At 64.2% G+C, this 20,690-nt stretch carries 19 protein-coding genes; 5 read left to right on the top strand and 14 right to left on the bottom strand.

Annotation, left to right across the window (positions count from 1 at the left end):
* Positions 1-28: 28 nt before the first annotated feature.
* Positions 29-1,633 (bottom strand): class I SAM-dependent methyltransferase, encoded by a 1,605-nt coding sequence (locus tag DPM33_RS07580; protein ID WP_112096807.1) that lies wholly within the window; start codon positions 1,631-1,633, stop codon positions 29-31.
* A gap of 85 nt (positions 1,634-1,718) precedes the next feature.
* Here DPM33_RS07580 and DPM33_RS07575 point away from each other — a divergent pair, with 85 nt between their 5' ends.
* Together DPM33_RS07575 and DPM33_RS07570 are read left to right on the top strand one after the other, a co-directional pair.
* Positions 1,719-2,957 carry a rhamnan synthesis F family protein gene (locus DPM33_RS07575; RefSeq protein WP_112096806.1) on the top strand — a complete coding sequence of 413 codons (1,239 nt, stop codon included), beginning with the start codon at positions 1,719-1,721 and terminating at the stop codon, positions 2,955-2,957.
* 224 nt (positions 2,958-3,181) lie between these two features.
* The gene (locus DPM33_RS07570; RefSeq protein ID WP_112096805.1) at positions 3,182-3,850 is read left to right on the top strand and encodes a hypothetical protein; all 669 of its coding nucleotides are present in this window, start codon (positions 3,182-3,184) and stop codon (positions 3,848-3,850) included.
* A gap of 28 nt (positions 3,851-3,878) precedes the next feature.
* Here the strand turns inward: DPM33_RS07570 and DPM33_RS07565 are convergent, their stop codons facing one another.
* From DPM33_RS07565 to DPM33_RS07515, 11 genes are all read right to left on the bottom strand, one after another.
* Positions 3,879-4,193, bottom strand: a complete 315-nt coding sequence (locus DPM33_RS07565) for a hypothetical protein (protein ID WP_112096804.1) — start codon at positions 4,191-4,193, stop codon at positions 3,879-3,881.
* 39 nt (positions 4,194-4,232) lie between these two features.
* On the bottom strand, positions 4,233-4,595 hold the full coding sequence (locus DPM33_RS07560) for a nuclear transport factor 2 family protein (protein ID WP_112097260.1): 363 nt from the start codon (positions 4,593-4,595) through the stop codon (positions 4,233-4,235).
* An 82-nt stretch (positions 4,596-4,677) separates the two neighbouring features.
* A complete protein-coding gene (locus DPM33_RS07555) occupies positions 4,678-5,151 on the bottom strand; it encodes a carboxymuconolactone decarboxylase family protein (protein ID WP_112096803.1) in 474 nt (157 codons plus the stop codon).
* 108 nt (positions 5,152-5,259) lie between these two features.
* Positions 5,260-6,813 (bottom strand): alpha/beta fold hydrolase, encoded by a 1,554-nt coding sequence (locus DPM33_RS07550; RefSeq protein ID WP_112096802.1) that lies wholly within the window; start codon positions 6,811-6,813, stop codon positions 5,260-5,262.
* Between the two features lie 132 nt (positions 6,814-6,945).
* Positions 6,946-7,233, bottom strand: a complete 288-nt coding sequence (locus tag DPM33_RS07545; protein ID WP_112096801.1) for a formate dehydrogenase subunit delta — start codon at positions 7,231-7,233, stop codon at positions 6,946-6,948.
* Positions 7,223-8,053, bottom strand: coding sequence for a formate dehydrogenase accessory sulfurtransferase FdhD (fdhD, locus tag DPM33_RS07540; RefSeq protein WP_112096800.1), 831 nt, complete (start codon positions 8,051-8,053; stop codon positions 7,223-7,225). Before fdhD ends, DPM33_RS07545 begins: the two co-directional genes overlap by 11 nt.
* Positions 8,054-8,055: 2 nt before the next feature.
* Positions 8,056-10,968 (bottom strand): formate dehydrogenase subunit alpha, encoded by a 2,913-nt coding sequence (gene fdhF / locus DPM33_RS07535; RefSeq protein WP_112096799.1) that lies wholly within the window; start codon positions 10,966-10,968, stop codon positions 8,056-8,058.
* A 10-nt stretch (positions 10,969-10,978) separates the two neighbouring features.
* Entirely contained in the window at positions 10,979-12,535 is a 1,557-nt protein-coding gene (locus DPM33_RS07530) for a formate dehydrogenase beta subunit (protein ID WP_112096798.1), read from the bottom strand.
* Positions 12,532-13,011 carry a formate dehydrogenase subunit gamma gene (locus tag DPM33_RS07525; RefSeq protein WP_112096797.1) on the bottom strand — a complete coding sequence of 160 codons (480 nt, stop codon included), beginning with the start codon at positions 13,009-13,011 and terminating at the stop codon, positions 12,532-12,534. Before DPM33_RS07525 ends, DPM33_RS07530 begins: the two co-directional genes overlap by 4 nt.
* Before the next feature lie 193 nt (positions 13,012-13,204).
* Positions 13,205-14,104, bottom strand: coding sequence for a LysR family transcriptional regulator (locus DPM33_RS07520; protein WP_112096796.1), 900 nt, complete (start codon positions 14,102-14,104; stop codon positions 13,205-13,207).
* Positions 14,105-14,184: 80 nt separating this feature from the next.
* Entirely contained in the window at positions 14,185-14,562 is a 378-nt protein-coding gene (locus tag DPM33_RS07515) for a VOC family protein (RefSeq protein WP_112096795.1), read from the bottom strand.
* Positions 14,563-14,757: 195 nt separating this feature from the next.
* On the opposite strand from DPM33_RS07515, the gene DPM33_RS07510 reads away from it, so the two are divergent.
* On the top strand, positions 14,758-15,933 hold the full coding sequence (locus tag DPM33_RS07510; protein WP_281004792.1) for an Mrp/NBP35 family ATP-binding protein: 1,176 nt from the start codon (positions 14,758-14,760) through the stop codon (positions 15,931-15,933).
* Between the two features lie 16 nt (positions 15,934-15,949).
* Here DPM33_RS07510 and DPM33_RS07505 read toward each other — a convergent pair whose 3' ends face one another.
* Positions 15,950-16,399, bottom strand: coding sequence for an SRPBCC family protein (locus tag DPM33_RS07505; protein WP_112096793.1), 450 nt, complete (start codon positions 16,397-16,399; stop codon positions 15,950-15,952).
* A gap of 149 nt (positions 16,400-16,548) precedes the next feature.
* Here DPM33_RS07505 and DPM33_RS07500 point away from each other — a divergent pair, with 149 nt between their 5' ends.
* Together DPM33_RS07500 and DPM33_RS07495 are read left to right on the top strand one after the other, a co-directional pair.
* A complete protein-coding gene (locus tag DPM33_RS07500) occupies positions 16,549-18,354 on the top strand; it encodes an IlvD/Edd family dehydratase (protein ID WP_112096792.1) in 1,806 nt (601 codons plus the stop codon).
* A 131-nt stretch (positions 18,355-18,485) separates the two neighbouring features.
* Positions 18,486-18,884: a hypothetical protein gene (locus DPM33_RS07495; RefSeq protein ID WP_112097259.1), complete on the top strand. Its 399-nt coding sequence runs from the start codon at positions 18,486-18,488 to the stop codon at positions 18,882-18,884.
* Between the two features lie 15 nt (positions 18,885-18,899).
* On the opposite strand, the gene DPM33_RS07490 is transcribed toward DPM33_RS07495, so the two are convergent.
* Complete coding sequence (locus DPM33_RS07490; RefSeq protein ID WP_112096791.1) at positions 18,900-20,489, bottom strand: trimethylamine methyltransferase family protein; 1,590 nt, start codon at positions 20,487-20,489, stop codon at positions 18,900-18,902.
* Positions 20,490-20,690 lie beyond the last annotated feature (201 nt).

The raw sequence follows: 20,690 nt of genomic DNA, 5'->3' as shown, positions 1-20,690 counted from the left end.
CGCCGTCGCCTGGCAGTGACCGCTCCGCTCAAGCCCGAGTTCGACGCGCCAGGATCGACAGCGCCGGGCCATGCTGATCGTCGGGCGCCTCATGCGCGACAATGACATTATTGAAGCCCAGCTGCCCCAAGGCCCAAAGCAGGTCGTGCTTGTCCATCCAGCGCGGCACCGCGTCCATGCCGCCGCAAAAAGTGGAACTCTTGACGTCGCCATAGGGCCGCGGGTGGAGCGTGACGTCGCGGCCAAGCCAATTGCGACGTTCGGGGGCGGCCAGATGCGCGCGGCGCGGGTCCCCGACGGGCATGGCCGCCTCATCCACCACATGTGTCCACAGATACAGGCGGTCCGTTCGCTTGGCGAGCAACTCGAGCGTCCGCAACGGGTCGACCATGTGATAGAGGACCCCGCTTGCCACGATCAGCGGCCAGTCGTTCGCGTCCTGTTCGAGAAACACCATGAAGTCGCCCAATCGGAAGGAGGCGTCGCGCAGGCCGAGCACCTCTTTCGTGATCAGGCAACGAAGGAAGGCGTCGCGATTGGCCTCGATCGCCAGCACGGATCGCGCTCCGGCGGCCAGCAGCGTAGCCGTATGCGCGCCTTCGAGCGGGCCCAGTTCCAGCACATGCTGGCCCGGCAACCGGTCGCCAAGTTGTTCCGCCAGCCACTGAATTCGCAGGTCGCCATGCAGATGCGCCGCACCCGCCTGCAGGTCCAATTCCGCCGGAAATGCCCCGACCCATTGCCCGGCCAGCGCGTCCACGGCGTTCTGGTTCGACGGTGCCGTCCTGATATAGTGGGGCACCGCTATCGGCTGGCCGCTGTCCTCGGTGGCGGACTCGGCCAGGGCGGCAAGCGCCAAGGTCAATCTGTCCTGAACCGGATTGGCGGAGGCGGATGACAACTCGACGAAGAATTCGCAGCCGATGCTTGGGTAGAAGCGTTCCTCGCCGAGGCCGACCAGGCCTATTGCTCGCAAGTCGGCCATGATCAGCCGAAAGCTCGAAGGCGTGAAAACCCAGGCGTGGCAGTCGACATAATCGGAGCCGGGCCGGGTTGCCAGCCGATAGCCTTCCGAAGGCGTTCCGGCAAAGGCGAAGTCTCCGGTGGAGCCTTGTGTCCAGACCTGCACGCCGCCGCGCATCGCATTCGATGCGTAGTGGTCATACATCGACGCTGCATTGTGCCTCGTATCCCCCGAAAAATAGGCCGCAAGCATCTGGCCAAGACTGGAGCAGGGTCGCAGGTAGTCGAAGGTAAAACGCCGGTCGGGCACCAGCAGGAAAATGCGCCCTCCCGGGCTCAGAGCCCGCTCGCAGCGTTGAAGGAAGTGAATTGGGTCCGTAAGGTGCTCGAAAACATGGCTTGCAACGATGAAGTCGAACCCTTGCCCCGTCGGGTCCAACGCAAGAAGCTCTCCGCCGTCGTCGATGGCATCCACTTCCTCTATGCGCGAAACGTCGACACCGTGCGGTCGATATTTCGCCCTCAGCGTCTCGGCGTCGGCGTGATCGATAACCAGGGTTTGATATCCATCCGACTTCGGCAATATGGGTGCGTATGATGCTCCGAATTCGATGCCCCGACTGTGCTTGCCTGCCGCAATTCTGATAATCTGCCGAAAATCCACGGTCATTCCTGCCGATCTTGCCGCATTGAGTCGTAGTTCATTCTTTGCCAAGGCGGCGGTAGATTTGTCCATATGAAAGCTGGGGGGATGAATGCGACTTGCATATCGCATTGCGAACTGGATTGCCGCAAAGGCGTATTCAACGGCGGTCCGCGCTCGCCAAACGCCCTCCGTTCTGGCGGAGCTTACCCCGCGCTTTGTGTCCGACGACCTTGTAACTCCGGCCGTCGGCGACCGGTTTGCGATCGTCGTGAAATATGCCTTGTTCGGCGTCACTGACGATTTTTTGCAGCTGCTCGCGGCGCTGCGTCGCCACAATGTCAATCCGATCGTCGTTTGCAACGGCAATTTGAGCGACGAGGAACTGGGCAAGCTCAAGGCGGATGCGCACCGCATCCTTGTGCGCCGCAATCGCGGCAGGGATTTCGGCGCCTATCGCGCCGCCACGCTTTTTCTGCAGGCGCAGAACTTGCGCCCGCGCCGGCTGCTGTATTTGAACGACAGCGTCATGTTCGTCGATGGACCCGGACTGGACGCCATGATCGGCGCCTTGGCGGACAGCAGCTATGACGTCGTCGGCACCTTCGAGAACCATGAATTCGTTCACCATGTCGGCACCTACGCCTTCAGCCTGACCGGAGACGTATTTGCCGACCCACGGGTTCAGCGCTTCTGGAGACACTACAAGCCCTATGATCTTCGGCCGCATGCGATCCAGAGAGGCGAAATAGGGCTTTCCGAGTGCCTGGCGAAGTGCGGCTACAGGACCGACGTCGTTTATTCCGCCGAGAGACTTGCGCTTCGGCTGGACAGGATGAACCTGCCTGAACTGGTCGAGAAATTGCGCTACGCACCGTACGGCGCACTGCGAAATTACGATCTCAAAGCCTTGCTGTCCGGCGCGACCGAAACGGCCAGCCTGCTTCATCGCGCGGCGGATTCAAAGCCCGTCAAAGCCACCACGCCCACAATCACCGAATACGCAAGGGTGGCGGCGCGAGCGTCCAGCCTGATCGACGAAAGCAAGCGCCGGTCCGTGACAGCCGACCAGGTAGTGCGGGAGACGTTGGTCAACCACATCATGGGTCACATCATAAACGGCAGCCAGATCCACTATGGCTTCGGTCTTTTTCACAGAGTCATGGACAGCCCTTTGATCAAGCGCGACTTGCTGATCCGAGGCGTGTTGCTGGAATATGATTGCGCCCGCATCCTCGATTACATGCCGGCCTCTCAGCGTGATCCGATAATGCGAGAGCTGATCAACAGAGGACGGCTGGTGAATCTGCGCGGCTGGCGCGCATTCATGGTGCATAATGGTTTTGTCTGAATTCGGATTTCAGCGCCGGAAAAACAGACCGCTGCCGAGCACGGCCAAACCGCGTTGTTAGAATGTTCAGCATGTTGTTTTCTGAATGTTAGGCGTAGTTAACTGCCGCAACGTTTAGATATTCGCGGATTTACTGAATATTCAACCTGAACGCGAAGACTTGCCGGCAGAAAACCGCGCAGCGAGGGGGTTCGCGCATAAGCGTTTCGAAGATCAAGCTGATCATGATCGGCGGCTTCTGCCTGCTGGTCGCCGTGTTTTGCGCCAGGGACATGATCACCAAGAGCAATTGGCCTCGGGTCCCGGCCGAAGTGGTTGCCGTCAAGACCGAATCCCTGATGGAATCGACCCAGCACAGGATCATCTACAAGACGGTCAGCAGCGCCTCGATCCCTTGCGAGATGGTCGACGCTTTCAAGGCCATGTACGCGGACAAGGAATGGACGGTGACGCGCAAATTCACCGGCACCTTGCATGTCGGCGCAGGCGCCGACGCCGTGGAGACCACGCTCGACCTGCACAAGAGCGGAGATCGCGAGCCGCAGGCCGGTGACAAGCTGATGGTCGTCCAGAATCCCGCCAGGCCGGCTCAGATCCAGGATGCCGGTCGGACCGGATCGCGGCTTATGATAACGGTCGGGGCAGCGGTGATCGGCGCGCTCTGTCTGTTCTTCGCGTTCAGGCGTCGTCGTCCACCATCGGCGGCACCTACAACCGCTGGGCTCGCCGGAGACAATGCGGCGCGTGCCCGCAAGGAGGACGCCATGATCGCCGCGGCACTGACCAAGCAGGCGGCGCTGCCCGGTCAGGGGGCTGCGGGTCGCCAGGCGGCTGCCACCCAAGCCCGGGAAGCTCGCTTCTCGGGGCGGGCAAGTTTCGGCCGCCGCAACTGACGGCCGAAAATCCTCGTGCACATCACCGCTACTCGATGATGCGATATATATTCCAAAGGCTGGTGCCCGACACGACGTAAGGCTCGATCTCCTTGCCCCACTTGGCGTGCGCGTCGATCTTGCCGATCTTGGCGAAGAAAGCCTCCAATTGCGCGAGGCTTTCGACCTGGTGATGCGATTCGACCGTCGCCTCGCGCGCGCCGATCGAACCGGTCATGATCTGGAATTTCAGGTCGGCGAGCCCGACCTGCGAGCCGATCTCGCGTTCCCATTTTTTCAACAGTTCGAGCACGGTCTGCTTGTGTCCGAACTTGGCGTCGATCTGCCATCTGGCGCTGAACATGTTGGTACTCCCTCAGATTGCGGCCATGGCCGCGGTTGATCACTCGTCCCAGGCTTGAACCACGGTTTGTTTGGCGATGCGGCCGTTCTTCAGTTCGAGCATCGCGGCGCAGAACACCTTGGTGCCGTCGGGATAGGTGCAGGCCTGCGTGAAGGCGAGACTGTCGCCGTCGGCGATGGTGGTGTCGACCTTGTGGATCATCGCCCGGCTGCAGATGTCGTCCCAGAAGGTGCTGATTGCCGCGCGGCCGCGGATTTCGCGCGGCTTGCTCGGCGGGTTGTTGCGGTCGATCACCCTGACCAGCGCCTCGTCGGCATAAAAGCTCGCCAGCATCTTTCCGTCACGGCCCTCGATCGCCTTCTTGATCGCCGCGCCGTCCACGGTTTGGGTCTTCGTCAGCATATCATCCTCCATATGCCCGTCTTCGGTCGGGCGGTTGACAGGGGAAGGGCTGCCCGGCCTGATCGCCGGGCAGGGATTTCGTTCACTGCGACTTGGCCTTGACGGCCGCGAACACGTCGTCCGTCTGTTTCTTGAAGGTCGCCAGGTCGACCTGGCTGCCGTTGAGCATCGTCGACCAGTGCCGAACGATGGCGGCCATCGCGATGGCCTCCTTGATCTCCTCGTCCGATGCGCCGTTGAGCTTGGCGGCTTCGGTGTGGAAATAGATGCAGTACTGGCAGGGGATCTGCGAGGCGACCGCAAGGCCCATCAGCTCCTTAGTCTTGCCGTCGAGCGCGGTCTTGGGGTTGAGCTGGACGCCCTTGATTTCGGCCCAGGCGCCGGCGACCGCGACGTCGGGCAGCGTCTTGAACATGTCCGGCACCGAGCCGAGCGTGGCTTGGATGTCCTTATAGGCGGCGGTGGCGGAAGCATCTTCGGCATGCGCCGGGGTGATGGCCAGCAATACGCCCGCGGCGAATGCCAGCAATCCGATCTTGCGATTGAGTCTCAGCATTTCATCCTCCATTTCGCAGTGCCCTTCGGCGACATCGCCCGGCCTGCATGGGGAGAATTGATATCGCTTGCTGCAGCTCCGGCGCTTCCCCCGAAAGCGCCATGGCTCTCATGGCCCGTCCGGGCCAGCGTGCCTGGCCGAAAAAGCAGCCGCGGCCGCTCGCGACGGCAGGTCTAGCTTGAGCAGGATGTTGGCGACGTGCCGCTTGACCGTATGCTCGCTGAGATCGAGTTCTGCGGCGATCGCGGCATTGCTCTTGCCGTCGGCGATCAGGCTCACCACCTCGCTCTCGCGCGCCGTCAACGTTGCCGGTTCGGCGGGTTTGGGTTTGGGGCGGCAGGCTGGTTCCAGGTGCTGTTCGGCCGTCACCTGCACCAGCGCCAGCGGCTCGTCCAGTTCGTCGAGGGCGCCGCGCCCGGCGTCGGTGAAATGCAGCCCGGATCCCGCCGCCAGATCGGCAACCAGCCGAGATGCGAGGATATGGCCGCGCTCGGCACGGGCGGCGAGCTGCATGGTGACGCGCGCCGTCAGTCCCGTCGGTGGTCCGCGCACCTCGACCTCGCCGACATGCACGCCTTGCGCGCTTGCCACACCGATCTCCTGGGCCGCCTCGCGCAGCAGCGCCGCGCAGCGCACGGCGCGCGCCGGGCCGTCGAAGCGCGAAATCATCAGTTCGCCATGCGTTCCGGCGATGCGCCCGCCATGTCGGCCGACCAGCATGCGCCAGTTCTCCTGGAAGCGCAGGCTGCGTTCGCTCCACAAGCGGTCGCCAAGCCGTGCCGTGTCGTAGATGCGGGTTACCAGCAGCGCGGCGAGCACGCGGTCCACATCTGCGACAGCTGGTTCCCCGGTCAGGAATTCCTCGATCAGGTCGGCGACGCGGTCGACGTCACCGGTCCAGATCGGATGATCGCGCCCGGGTAGCTCGACCAGCCGGGCGCCGTGGATCTTCCTGGCGAGGAAGCGGCTGGCTTCCGGATCGACACGGGTATCGTTGCGGCGATGCAGGAGAAGCGTCGGCGCGGCGATTGCAGAGAGGATGCCGCGCACATCGGTATCCGCATTCATGCGGGCAAGCGCTGCCGCCGCGGTCGGGCTGGCCGACAGCCGCTCGAACCGGGCCCACCATTGCGCAAAATGCATGTCGTCGACCCGGCCCGGCGCAAAATTCGGTAACGTCGCCCCGGTGCCCCAGGACGTTTCCGCCGTCTCGATGAAGGCTTCCAGCCGCTCCGGCGGCATCACCCATTTGTGGAAATGCGCATAGCCGCCATAAAGCACCAGCGTCCGCGTCCGCTCCGGATAGGTGGCGGCGAACAGCATCGCCATCGGCGCGCCTTCCGACGCGCCCAGGATTGCCGCGCGACCGCTGCCGGCGGCATCCATCACCGCACGCACGTCGTCCATGCGGGTCTCCAGGCTGGGCAGGTGACGGGGGTCGACGCGGTCGGAAAGCCCGGTGCCGCGCTTGTCGAACAGGATCAGCCGCGAGAAGGTGGAAAGCCGCTTCAGGAGACGGCTATAGCCTTCGTCTTCCCATTGCAGGTCGAGATTGGAGATGAAGCCCGGCGCGAAGACCAGATCGAACGAACCCTGGCCAATCACCTGATAGGCGATCCGCACATCCCCGCTACGGGCGTATCTGGTCTCGATCGGCCTCACGCAAACTATCCCGCCCGGCCAGACGATTTTCTCGCGTCGAGCATAGCAGAGGCAGGCCGCTTACGCAGTCAAACTTTAGGGAGTCGCAATGTAAGACTTTTGCCGCCCGCGGTCGCGCTGCCGGCGCTTCGCCTAGGCCTGCCTGGCGTAGCCGAGATTCTTGTCGGCCTGTTCGGGCGTCTGCGGCCGCTTGATCTTGGCCGAAGCGGCGATCACCAACTCGTCGAAATTCGCGGTGCCGGCGTCCAGCATCTCGAAGAACTGGCGCCGCATGCGCGGCTCCCAGAACTTGTTGATATGCTCGGCCACGCCGGCAATGCCTTCCTCGCGCGGCTTCGAATGGAAGAAAGTGGCAATCTGGTTCGCCATGCGCACCAGCTTTTCCTTGGTGCTGGCGATGTGGTCTTCGTCATGCGACATGCTTGGCAACTCCGGAAGCCACCCGGTCCGGGTGGGTGAAAATATCGAAATCATCGCCGCGCACCAGCGCCACCAGCGTCATGCCGGCGGCTTCCGCCGTACGGATGGCGAGCGCGGTCGGCGCGGACACAGCCATGATGATCGCGGCCCCGATCGCGGCCGTCTTCTGCACCATCTCCACCGACACGCGCGAGGTCACCACGACCGCGCCGGTCGAACCGTCGATGCCGGCTTTGGCCAGCGCGCCGGCGAGCTTGTCCAGCGCGTTGTGGCGGCCGACATCCTCGCGCGCCATGACGATGCCCTTGCCGGCAACGTAGAAACCCGCGGCATGCACCGCGCCGGTCTCGGCGTGCAGCGGCTGCACTTTCGACAGCAGCCGGACGGCGCTCGCGACGTCGTCAGCGCCGAGAGTAAGTTTTGACTTACCAACGGCATCGACCGAGCGTATTGCTTCCTCGATCGACTCGATGCCGCACAGACCGCAGCCGACCGGCCCGGCAAGCCTGCGCCGCCGCGCCTGGAAGCGCGTGTTGGCCTGGTCCTTCAGCCTGATCTGGATATCGATGCCGGCACCGAGATCCTCGACCTCGATCGCTTCGATCTCTCTTGGATCGGCGATAATGCCTTCGGTCAACGAGAAGCCGAGCGCGAAATCCTCCAAATCGGCCGGGCTCGCCATCATCACCGCATGGGTGGTGCCGGCGAAAGAGAACGCCACCGGCGTCTCCTCCGGCACCATGCGGTTCGCGGCGGCGGTGCCGCTGGCACGATGCGCCAGCCGCGAGATTTGCGTCGTGGCTTTGCGCCGCGCGGTCAAGACTACTCCGCCGCCGCCAGCGGTGCGATACGACGGCTCTGTTGCGCCTGTTCGTTATAGTCTTTCTGCCAGTCGGTCGGACCATTGGACGGCGCCACCTGCACGGCGGTGACCTTGTATTCCGGACAGTTGGTCGCCCAGTCCGAGAAGTCGGTGGTGATCACGTTGGCTTGCGTGTCCGGGTGATGGAAGGTCGTGTAGACGACGCCCGGCGAGACGCGGTCGGTGATCAGCGCGCGCAGCGTGGTTTCGCCGGAGCGGCTCGCCAGCCGCACCCAGTCGCCTTCGCGCACGCCGCGGACTTCGGCGTCGTGCGGATGGATCTCCAGCCGGTCCTCGGCGTGCCACGCGACGTTCTCGGTGCGCCTGGTCTGCGCGCCGACATTGTACTGCGACAGGATACGGCCGGTGGTGAGCAGCAGCGGATAGCGCGGACCCGTCCGCTCGTCCGTCGCGACATATTCGGTGCGGATGAATTTGCCCTTGCCGCGCACGAAGCCCTCGACATGCATGATCGGGGTGCCGAGCGGCGCCTTGTCGTTGCAGGGCCACTGCACCGAGCCGACGCGGTCGAGCAGCTCGAACGAGACGTTGGCGAAGCTCGGCGTCGTTTTGGCAATCTCGTCCATGATCTGCGAGGGATGCGTGTAGTTCCAGTCGAGCCCGATGGCGCGGGCAAGCTCCTGCGTCGCTTCCCAGTCGGCATAGCGCGCCTTCGGTTCGATGACCTTGCGCACCATGTTGATGCGGCGCTCGGCATTGGTGAAGGTGCCGTCCTTCTCGAGGAAGGTCGAACCCGGCAGGAAGACATGCGCGTAGTTCGCCGTCTCGTTGAGGAAGAGGTCGTGCACGACCACGCATTCCATCGCGGCGAGGCCGCCGGCGACATGCTTGGTGTCGGGATCGGACTGCAGGATGTCCTCGCCCTGGATGTAGATGCCCTTGAACGAGCCGTCGACCGCGGCATCCAGCATGTTGGGGATGCGCAGGCCAGGCTCGTCGTCCAGCTTCACGCCCCACAGGCTCTCATAGATGTCGCGCACGGCCTCGCCGGAGATGTGGCGATAGCCCGGCAGCTCGTGCGGGAACGAGCCCATGTCGCAGGAGCCCTGCACGTTGTTCTGGCCGCGCAGCGGGTTCACGCCGACGCCTGGGCGGCCGATATTGCCGGTGGCCATGGCGAGGTTGGCGATCGCGATCACCGTGGTCGAGCCCTGGCTGTGTTCGGTGACGCCGAGGCCGTAATAGATCGCGCCGTTGCCGCCCTTGGCGTACATGCGCGCGGCGCCCCGGATCAGTTCGGGGTCGACGCCCGACAGCTTGCCGACGACCTCGGGGCTGTTCTCCGGCAGGGCGACGAAGGATGCCCAGTCCTGGAACTCGGCCCAATCGCAGCGCTCGCGCACGAAGGCTTCGTCGAACAGCCCTTCGGTGACGATGACATGCGCCAGCGCCGTCAGCACCGCCACGTTGGTGCCGGGCTTCAGCGGCAGGTGATAGTCCGCCTCGATATGCGCCGACTTGACCATCTCGGTGCGGCGCGGATCGAGCACGATCAGCTTGGCGCCTTGGCGCAGCCGCTTCTTCAGCCGCGAGGCGAACACCGGATGGGCCGAAACCGGATTGGCGCCGATGATCACCGCGACGTCGGTGAACTCGACCGAATCGAAATCCTGCGTGCCGGCCGAGGTGCCGTAGGTCTGGCCGAGCCCGTAGCCGGTCGGCGAATGGCAGACGCGCGCGCAGGTGTCGACATTGTTGTTGCGGAAGCCCTGCCGCACCAGCTTCTGGATGAGGTAGGTCTCCTCGTTCGTGCAGCGCGACGAGGTGATGCCGCCGATGGCGGTACGCCCATACTGATACTGGATGCGGCGGAATTCCTTCGCCGTATGAGCGATCGCCTCTTCCCAGCTCACCTCGCGCCAAGGATCGGAGATCTTCTCGCGGATCATCGGCGACAGGATGCGGTCCTTGTGGGTGGCGTAGCCATAGGCGAAACGGCCCTTGACGCAGGAATGGCCGTGGTTCGCCTTGCCATCCTTGTAGGGCATCATGCGGATGACCTCGTCATCCTTGACTTCGGCCTTGAACGAGCAGCCGACGCCGCAATAGGCGCAGGTGGTGACCGCCGAGCGCTCCGGCATGCCCTTTTCGAGTACGGTCTTCTCGCGCAGCGCGTCGGTCGGGCAGGCCTGCACGCAGGCGCCGCAGGACACGCATTCCGAAGCGATGAAGTCCTCGTGCATGCCGGCGACCATGCGGGATTCGAAGCCGCGGCCCTCGATGGTCAGCGCGAAGGTGCCCTGCACCTCCTCGCAGGCGCGCACGCAGCGCGAGCAGACGATGCACTGCGCCGGGTCGTAGGTGAAATAGGGGTTGGATTCGTCGCGGGCGATATAGTCGACGGCCAAAGAGCCATGGCCGGGCGCGACGCCGCCTTCTTCCTTGACGTGGTTGCGGCCTGCGACCCCGTAACGGTTCTCGGAGAGGCCGACGGACTTCGCCACGACGTCGAACTCGCTGGCGCCGGTTCCGGCCTTCTCGTTCCAGCCGCTCGGATGGTCGGAGACGTAAAGTTCCATGACGCCGCGACGGATGGCGTCGAGCCGGTCCGACTGCGTGCGCACCACCATGCCCTCGCCGACCGGCGTGGTGCACGAGGCCGGCGTACCGCCGCGGCCTTCGATCTCGACCAGGCAGACGCGGCAGGAGCCGAAGGAGTCCAGCATGTCGGTGGCGCAGAGTTTCGGGATCTCCACCCCGCCTTCCATTGCCGCGCGCATGATCGAGGTGCCTTCCGGCACCGTGATGCTTTGCCCGTCGACGGTCAGCGTTATCTGCCTCGTCGCCGTCGACTCCGGCGTTCCGTAGTCGATCTCTTCGATGAGTGTCGGGAAGTCGGCCTTGATGTTCATCTGCCAGCTCCTATTCAGCCGCCACGCGCGCCGGCGCGGGCTTGAAGTCGTCGGGGAAATGCGTGATCGAACTCATCACCGGGTAGGGCGTGAAGCCGCCCAGCGCGCACAGCGATCCGAACTTCATCGTATTGCAGAGGTCGGTGACCAGCGCGAGGTTCTTTTCCGGCTCGATGCCGGCGGCAAGCTTGTCGAGGACCTCCACGCCGCGTGTCGAGCCGATGCGGCAGGGCGTGCACTTGCCGCAGCTTTCGATGGCGCAGAACTCCATGGCGAAGCGCGCCTGCTTCATCATGTCGGCGCTGTCATCGAACACGGTGATGCCGGCATGGCCTATCAGTCCGTCGCGCTTGGCGAATTCCTCATAGTCGAACGGCGTGTCGAACAGAGCGCGCGGGAAATACGCTCCGAGCGGCCCGCCGACCTGCACCGCCTTGACCGGGCGGCCAGAAGCCGTGCCGCCGCCGATATCGTCGACGATTTCGCCGAGCGTCAGGCCGAAAGCCGTCTCGAACAGGCCGCCCTGCTTGACGTTGCCGGCGATCTGGATCGGGATCGTGCCGCGCGAGCGGCCCATGCCGAAATCCTTGTAGTAGGCGGCGCCCTTGTCCATGATGATCGGCACCGAGGCCAGGCTGATCACGTTGTTGATCACCGTCGGCTTGCCGAACAATCCTTGAATGGCGGGCAGCGGCGGCTTGGCGCGCACCACGCCGCGCTTGCCCTCGAGGCTGTTCAAGAGCGAGGTTTCCTCGCCGCAGACATAGGCGCCGGCGCCGACGCGGATTTCCATGTCGAAAGCGTTGGGCGAGCCCAGCACACTGGGGCCGAGCACACCCGCCTTGCGGGCGATCGCCACGGCCTTGTTCATCGTCGCCACCGCATGCGGATATTCCGAGCGGATATAGACGAAACCCTTGGTCGCGCCGGTGGCGATGCCGGCGATCGCCATGCCTTCGATCAGCACGAAGGGATCGCCTTCCATGATCATGCGGTCGGCGAAAGTGGCGCTGTCGCCCTCGTCGGCGTTGCAGACGATGTATTTCTGCTCGCCCGCCGTATCGAGCACCGTCTTCCACTTGATGCCGGTCGGGAAGCCGGCGCCGCCGCGGCCGCGCAGGCCGGACTCTGTAACCTGCTTGACGACATCGGCCGGCGCCATGGCGACCGCATTCTGCAGGCCGCGCAGGCCGCCCAGCGACTTGTAGGCGTCGAGCGACAGCGGATCGTTGATGCCGCAGCGCGCGAAGGTCAGCCGCGTTTGCTTGGCGAAGAAGGGAATCTTGTCCGGCGCGCCCAGCCAGCGCTTGTGGTGGCCGCCCTTGAGGAAGCCGCTGTCGAACAGGCTCTTGACGTCGGAAGGCTTGACCGGTCCGTAGGCGACCCGGCCCTCGGCCGTCGCCACCTCGACCATCGGCTCCAGGAAATAGGCGCCGCGCGAGCCGTTGCGCACGATCTTGGCTTCGACGCCGCGCTCCTTGAGCTCCGCCTCGATCGCCTTGGCGACCTTCTCGGCGCCGAGCGCCAGCGCGCCGGAGTCGGCCGGAATATAGATGCGCGGGATCATGAACGTACCTCCGCGACGATCTCTTCGATCTTCTCGTCATCGAGCCGGCCGATGACTTCGCCATCCAACATCGCCGAGGGCGAGCAGGCGCAAAGCCCGAGGCAGTAGACCGGTTCCAGTGTAACCGATCCGTCGCGGGTGGTCTCGTGGAAATCGATGCCGAGCAGCTGCTTGACCTTGGCCGCCACCGCGTCCGAACCCATCGACTGGCAGGCTTCCGCCTGGCAGAGCTTCAGCACATGCCGGCCGGCCGGGTGGGCGCGGAAATCGTGATAGAAGCTGACGACGCCGTGCACCTCGGCCCGCGAAAGGTTCAACCCATCGGCGATCACCGGCAGTGCGTCCTTCGGAACGTGCCCGAACTCTTCCTGTATGCTGTGCAGGATCGGCAGCAACGGGCCTTCTAGGCCCTTCATCTCGTCAATGATCGCCGCCGTGCGCGACGCGATCTCGGTACTTGCGGCCTGCATTGTCACGCAGCGCCCTCCCTGGGTCGTGGCATCCAATCCTATGTCGCCCAAGCTCCGTAGCGATCTTGGGGCAACGACATGCATGGACGCAATATCGCTAAGTCCTTACGAAATCAGAGGAAACCGCCGAAATCAATAAAGCGCTTCCGTTGCTTGATAGAAATTTTCTATCGAAATGCGGCAACGCGCAATGTCTAGCCTAGCGATGGGCGCGGAAATCGTCCGCCAGCGCCATCGCCTCGTCCAGCAGCGCCTGCACCAAAGGCGTGTGCGGCTCGCGCGGCGCCGCCACCAGCCCGACCGTGTGGCTGGCGTCCGGCTCGACGATCGGGATTGCCCGGATCGGCTCGGAAAAGCCGAATGTTTCCGCAAGGTTGAGCGGCATGATCGACGACCATTTGCCGGTCCTGATATGCGAGAACAGGACGATCATCGAATTGGATTCCAGCGTCGGCCGCACCTGCACGCCGGCTTCCGCCAGATGCTGGTCGATAATGCGGCGGTTCTGCATGTCAGGCGTCAACAGGCAGAGCGGCAACTGGCTGATCTCGGCCCACGTCACTTTGTCGCGGTCGGAAAACGGGTTCCCGACCGCCGTGATCAGCTGGTAGCGCTCGTCATAGAGCGGCACGCTGGTCACCCGCCCGAGCGGTTCGTTGTCGAGATAGGTGATGCCGGCGTCGACATCGAAATTGCCGAGCAGCGTCAGCACCTCGATCGAAGTCCGCGACAGCACCGAGAAGGTGACGCCCGGATGCTTTTCGCGGAACGGCGTGGTCAGCCGCGCCACCATGGCAAGCGCAGTCGGCACGGCGGCGATGCGGATGCGTCCGGCAAGGCCGTGCCGCGCCGCCCGCATTTCCTCGCGCATCGTCCTTGTGTCGCCGACGATGCGCCGCGCCCAGCCAAGCACCTGCGTGCCTTCCGGCGTCAGGCCCTGGAAGCGAGAGCCGCGCAGCACCAGCATGACGCCGAGCTGTTCCTCGAGCTGCTTGATGCCGGCCGACAGCGTCGGCTGGGTGACGCCGCACACCTCGGCCGCGCGGCCGAAATGCTCCTCCTTGGCGAGAGCGATGAAGAATTCGAGCTTGTCGATCATCGGCGCAAACTATCGGGCGCCGGAGGCCCGCGCCAGATGGCCGGCATCAGGATACCAATCGCGAGCGGCGCAAACCCAGGCTATTTGTCGACCAGGTTCAGGATGTTGCCGTCGGGATCCCTGAACCAGGCGACTTTCATGCCGTAGCCGACATGGATATCGCCCTCGAGCGTCAGTCCGGGCATGTCATAGTGCTCGAAGCTGACGCCCTTCGATCTGAGCGACTTGACGATCGGCTCGATCTGGTCGCCGACCGTCCATGTCACCGCCGTCGCCTTGTTGGTGCCGGCGAACTGCGAATGATAGACGTTGATCAGCGTGTCGCCGCTTTTATAGACGATCAGTTCGCCGCCCATGTCGTCCACCTGACTGAGGCCCAGCGTTCCCTCATAGAAAGCCTTGGCCTTCTCCAGGTCCTTCACCGCGAGATTGGCTGTCGCATTGCTGTTTTCGAGCATGACGATCTCCTTCACAGCTTGTCGTGATGGCAAGGAGATAGCGCGGGCGGCTCGTTTGGCCATGACGGGCCTCGAACACGATCGGCAAATCCGACACCATTCGTCGCTTTCCGGGGCACGCCGGGCGAGCCATTGCGCCACGGCTTGGTTCCGGCGGGAAACTGCACTATCTGGAACGCCAAACGCCGAGGAAAGATCATGACCGTTACCAAGGAATCCGTCATCGAACGCCTGAAGACGGTGAACGGGCCGAACTTCACCGGCAACATCGTCGACCTCGGCATGGTCTCAGAAATCTTCATCGCCGATTCCAAGGTGTTCTTCTCGATCACCGTTCCCGCCGCCCGAGCCCAGGAACTTGAGCCGTTGCGCGCCGCCGCCGAGCGCGCGGTGAAGGGCATTCCCGGGGTCGCCAGCGCCGTCGTCGCGCTGACGGCGGAGAAGAAGGGTGGCGGCATGGAAGCGCCTGTGCCACCGCGTCCGGCGGCGCCGAGGCCCGCAGCCCCGCAGCCGGCGCAGCGTCCCACCCCACAGGCGCCCGCTTCGCACGGCCACGGCCGGCGCGGCGTGCCCGGCATCGATGCCATCATCGCGGTCGCCTCCGGCAAGGGTGGCGTCGGCAAGTCGACCACCGCCGTCAATCTCGCGCTCGGCCTTGCCGCCAACGGCTTGAAGGTCGGCGTGCTCGACGCCGACATCTATGGCCCGTCGATGCCCAGGCTGCTCGCCATCCATGGCCGGCCGCAGACCGTCGACGGCAAGATCCTGAGGCCGATGCAGAATTACGGCCTGAAGGTGATGTCGATGGGCTTCCTGGTCGATGAGGAGACGCCGATGATCTGGCGCGGCCCGATGGTGATGTCGGCGCTGACCCAGATGCTGCGCGAGGTCGAATGGGGTCCGCTCGACGTGCTGGTGGTCGACATGCCGCCCGGCACCGGCGACGCCCAACTCACCATGGCCCAGCAGGTGCCGCTCGCCGGCGCCGTCATCGTGTCGACGCCGCAGGACCTCGCGTTGATCGACGCCCGCAAGGGCCTCAACATGTTCAAGAAGGTCGATGTGCCGCTGCTCGGCATCGTCGAGAACATGAGCTACTTCCTCGCGCCCGATACCGGCAAGCGCTATGACATTTTCGGCCATGGCGGCGCGCGCCGCGAGGCCGAACGCCTTGGCGTCACCTTCCTCGGCGAGGTTCCGCTGGAAATGGGCATTCGCGAAAGCTCGGACGCCGGCGCGCCGGTCGTCGTCTCGAAGCCGGACGGGGCCGAGGCGAAGATCTATCGCGACATCGCAAGCAAAGTCTGGGACCGGATCCAGGAAGAGCGCGGCGCGGCCGAGGCCGCCGTGCCCAGCATCGTGTTCGAATAATCCTAGAAGGGGACGCTCAGGCGCCGACCTTCTCGCCGAACGTCGAGAAGAACTGCCCGGCCAGCTTCTTCGAGGTCGACTGGATCAGCCGACTGCCGAGCTGCGCGATCTTGCCGCCGACTTCGGCCTTGGCGGCGTATTTGAGCACCGTGGCATTCGGCCCGTCGGCGGTCAGCGTCACGTCGGCGCCGCCCTTGGCGAAGCCGGCAATGCCGCCCTTGCCTTCGCCCTGGATGGTGTAGGAATGCGGCGGCTTGAGGTTCTTCAGCGTGACCTCGCCGTTGAAGGTCGCCTTGATCGGCCCGATCTTGAGCACCACGGTCGCCGCCATCTCGGTGGCCGAGTTCATTGCCAGGCTCTGGCAGCCGGGAATGGACTCTTTCAGGATTTCCGGGTCGTTGAGGGCTTGCCACACTTTCTCGACGGGTGCGGCAATGTGTTCCTCGCCTTCGATCACCAAAGCCATCAAGACCTCCCGGATTGCTGTCGTCGAGTGGTCGTAGCGCGCGGCTCCGAACAAGTCTATCGCACCAAAGTCCGGGTCGAGGCGCGCCTGCCTCTTGCTTGCATGGACGCATTGTCATATCGATTTGTCATACAAATACGGAGACCACCATGGCAGGCGCCCCCACCAGGAAGAAGAAATTTCGCTCGCAGGAGTGGTTCGACAATCCCGACAATCCGGGCATGACGGCGCTCTATCTCGAGCGCTATCTGAATTACGGGCTGACCCGCGCCGAACTGATGTCGGGCAAGCCGCTGATCGGCATCGCGCAGACCGGATCCGACCTGTCGCCCTGCAACCGGCATCACCTCGAGCTCGCCAAGCGCGTGCGCGAAGGCATCGTCTCGATGGGCGGCATCCCGTTCGAGTTCCCGTGCCACCCGATCCAGGAGACCGGCAAGCGCCCGACCGCGTCGCTCGACCGCAACCTTGCCTATCTCGGCCTCGTCGAGGTGCTCTATGGGTATCCGCTCGACGGCGTGGTGCTCACCATCGGCTGCGACAAGACCACGCCCGCCTTGCTGATGGCGGCGGCTACCGTCAACATTCCGGCGATCGCGCTGTCGGTCGGCCCGATGCTCAACGGCTGGCACAAGGGCAAGCGCACCGGCTCCGGCACCATCGTCTGGGAATCCCGGCAAAGGCTCTCGGCCGGCGAGATCGACTATGACGAGTTCATGGACATCGTCGCCTCCTCGGCTCCGTCGACCGGCTATTGCAACACCATGGGCACTGCCACGACGATGAACTCGCTGGCCGAGGCGCTCGGCATGCAGCTGCCGGGCTCGGCCGCCATCCCCGCGCCCTATCGCGAGCGCGGCCAGGTCGCCTACGAGACCGGCAAGCGCATCGTCGACATGGTGCATGAGGACCTGAAGCCGTCCGACATCATGACGCGCCAGGCCTTCGAGAACGCCATCGTCGTCAATTCGGCGATCGGCGGCTCCACCAATGCGCCGATCCATCTCAACGCCATTGCCCGCCATCTCGGCGTGCCGCTCGACAATGACGACTGGCAGAAGATCGGCCTCAACGTGCCGCTGCTCGTCAACCTGCAGCCGACCGGCGAATACCTTGGCGAGGACTATCACCACGCCGGTGGCGTGCCGGCGGTCGTCGCGGAACTGATGAAGGGCGGCCTGCTGCCCCATCCCGACGCGATCACCGCCAACGGCAAGTCGATGGGCGACAATTGCCGGGATGCCGTCAACGAGAACCACGACGTCATCCGCGGCGCCGACAAGCCGCTCAAGGCCAATGCCGGCTTCATCAACCTCAAGGGCAATCTGTTCGATTCCGCCATCATGAAGACCAGCGGCATCTCGCCCGAATTCCGTCAGCGCTACCTCTCCAACCCGAAGGATCCCGAGGCTTTCGAAGGCAACGCCATCGTTTTCGACGGGCCGGAGGATTATCACGCCCGCATCGACGATCCGGCGCAAGGCATCGACGAGCACACCATCCTGTTCATGCGCGGCGCCGGCCCGGTCGGCTATCCGGGCGGCGCCGAGGTGGTCAACATGCAGCCGCCGGCCTACCTGATCAAGAAGGGCATCCATTCGCTGGCCTGCATCGGCGACGGCCGTCAGTCTGGCACGTCAGGCTCGCCGTCGATCCTCAACGCCTCGCCGGAAGCCGCCATCGGCGGCGGCCTGGCGCTGCTCAAGACCGGCGATCGCGTGCGCATCGACCTGAAGAAGGGCACGGCCAATATCCTGGTCAGCGACGCGGAGATCGCCAGCCGCCGCGCGGCGATAGAGGGCAATGGCGGCTATCACTATCCCAAGCACCAGACGCCGTGGCAGGAGATCCAGCGCGGCATGGTCGACCAGTTCGACCAGGGAATGGTGCTGAAGCCGGCGGTGAAATACCAGGATGTGGCGCACACCAGGGGCATGCCGCGCGACAATCACTGAACTGTAGTCGGCTAAATCAAAAGCGGCGGCTTGCGAACAGCGGGCCGCCCTTTTTCTCATGCCCTTGTTTCAGCTTCATGGAACCCACAGATAAGCTCGACCTCGGCGGCCTTGCGAAGGGAGAGATTATCGTGGCGAAACGGCGTTCTTCCCTTGGCTTCCTTGGCATGTTCGGCCGCTCCGGAGACCTGCGCCAGCTCGATGACGCCATGCGCAAGGCCGATCTGCATCCGGCCCTGGTGCCGGAAGGGGTGAAACTCACCATCGTCAATCTGATGAACGATCGCTGGCCCAACGAACCGCCGGCGGACGCCTATACGTCCGTCGCGCAGCTCTGCGGCTATTGCGTCGCCGGACCGGAGGTATTCGAGCAGGCCAACGGCCGCGAGCCGACATTGCAGGTCGAGCGCCGCATCGAGGCGGCGCTGGAGGCCGGCGACAGTTTCGACGCGCAGATCGTGCTGATGACGCTGCACGCCAAGCTGATCAACGCCGAAGTCGTCGAGCGCCATGGGCTGACGGCGGAGTGAACTGTCGGATAGGGCCTAGCCGCCCATGCCGCTGCGCGGCAACTTGATCATCTCGCCGAAGCGGGCGCGCAATTTGTCGTCGAGAATGCGCGACACATGCCGCGGGAAGCGCTCGGCGAGCACGCGCTTCTTCTCCGCGATTGCCCGCGACAGGATGTCGGGCCGGCCCTTTTCGTTCCATTCCTTGGGCGAGAAACGGTCGCCGACGGCGGGATAGAAATACTCGGTCTGCATCAGCCTCAGCGTCTGGTCGTTGCCGAGATAGTGTCCGGGACCCTTCATGCAGACATCGGCAATGGTGTCGATCGACAGCGCCTCGTCGGTCACCTCGATGCCGCGCACGCAGCGCAGGCAGTGACCGAGCATATCGTTGTCGATGATCAGGCTTTCGAGGCAGAAGCCGAGCAGCGAGGCATGCATGCCGGCCGATTCATAGACGAGATTGAGGCCGGCAAGACCAGCCATCACGTCAGTGATGCCCTTTTCATAGCCGGACTGGATGTCGGGTAGTTTCGAATCCGTCATGCCGGCGGCCGAACCACCCGGCAGGTCGTAATATTGCGCCATCTGCGCGCAGGCCGCCGTCAACACCGCCTGCTCGGCCGAGCCGCCGGACATCGCGCCGGTCCTGAGGTCGGAAACGAACGGCCAGGTGCCGAAGATCGCCGGATGCCCGGGCTTGATGGCATTGACATAGACCAGGCCCATCAGCACTTCCGCCACCGCCTGCACGACGGCGCCGGCGATCGCGGCGGGTGCCGTGGCGCCTGCCTGGCCGGCCGACAGAAGCAGGATCGGAATGCCGCCTTCGACGCAGGCTTCGAGCACGCCGCAGGCGTCCTCGGCGAATTTCATCGGCGGCACGACGAAGCAGTTGGAGTTGGAGACGAAGGGACGCGCCCTGAAATTCTCCTCGCCGCCGGCTATCGCATAGAGCATCTCAAGCGCCGGCTTGACGTTCTCGCGCACCGTGAAGGAGGTGCCGACATGCTTGGACGTCCCCATCACGCAGGCATAGAGCGTGTTGAAATCCATATCGAGCGGATCGGGGATGTCGCGCGGCACCATGGTGCGCTGGAAGAAATGGATGTTGTCGAGCCCGTCGACGAGGCGGGCGGCGTCATAAAGATCCTGCAACAGCGATTCGCGATATTCGCGCTTCTCGACGTCGACCAGATGCACCGCCGCACCCGCCGTGCCGTAGTGCACTCGTTTGCCCTGGATCAGCATGTCGTGCTTCGGATCCTGGCCGTAGAGGGTGAAATTGCGGGCTGCTTGTCTGATCGTGTCGAGCACGAGCGCGCGCGGCAGCCGGATACGGCCGTCGTCGCCATAGGTGCCGCCGACCCGGACCAGCGCTTCGACGCAGGACGGGATGGCATTGGCGAAGCCGACCGTCTCCAGCAGCGTCAGCACCGCTTCATGGATGCGTTCCTTGTCGTTCTGGCTCAATGGCCCATAGCTGCCGCCTTCGAGCCCCGCCCGCACCGGACGGATGTCGTCGGCCAAGGGCGCCGCCCGCATCGCACGGCGCGCTTCGCGCCCGCCGGAACGCCGCGAACGCTGGTCCGCCGACGCTTCCTGCTTCTCAAGAGCCACTGACATGGAAGCACTCCACCTTTGTCTTTATCTGCGAGGCGGACGCGGCGGTTGGTCCACCATCGGCCTGCTTCGTCCCCTTCTGGCCCCGACTATGCCGCCGGCATTGGTACAGCCTATGGGCCAGCCAATCCCGTCGAATATGCCACAATGCTAAAGCGGTGAGAGCCGCGCCAAAACGAAAAGAGCCGGCGCAGAGCCGGCTCT

It is taken from the genome of Mesorhizobium hawassense (assembly GCF_003289945.1).
GTDB lineage: Bacteria > Pseudomonadota > Alphaproteobacteria > Rhizobiales > Rhizobiaceae > Mesorhizobium > Mesorhizobium hawassense.
This window is presented reverse-complemented; position numbering and strand designations above follow the sequence as displayed.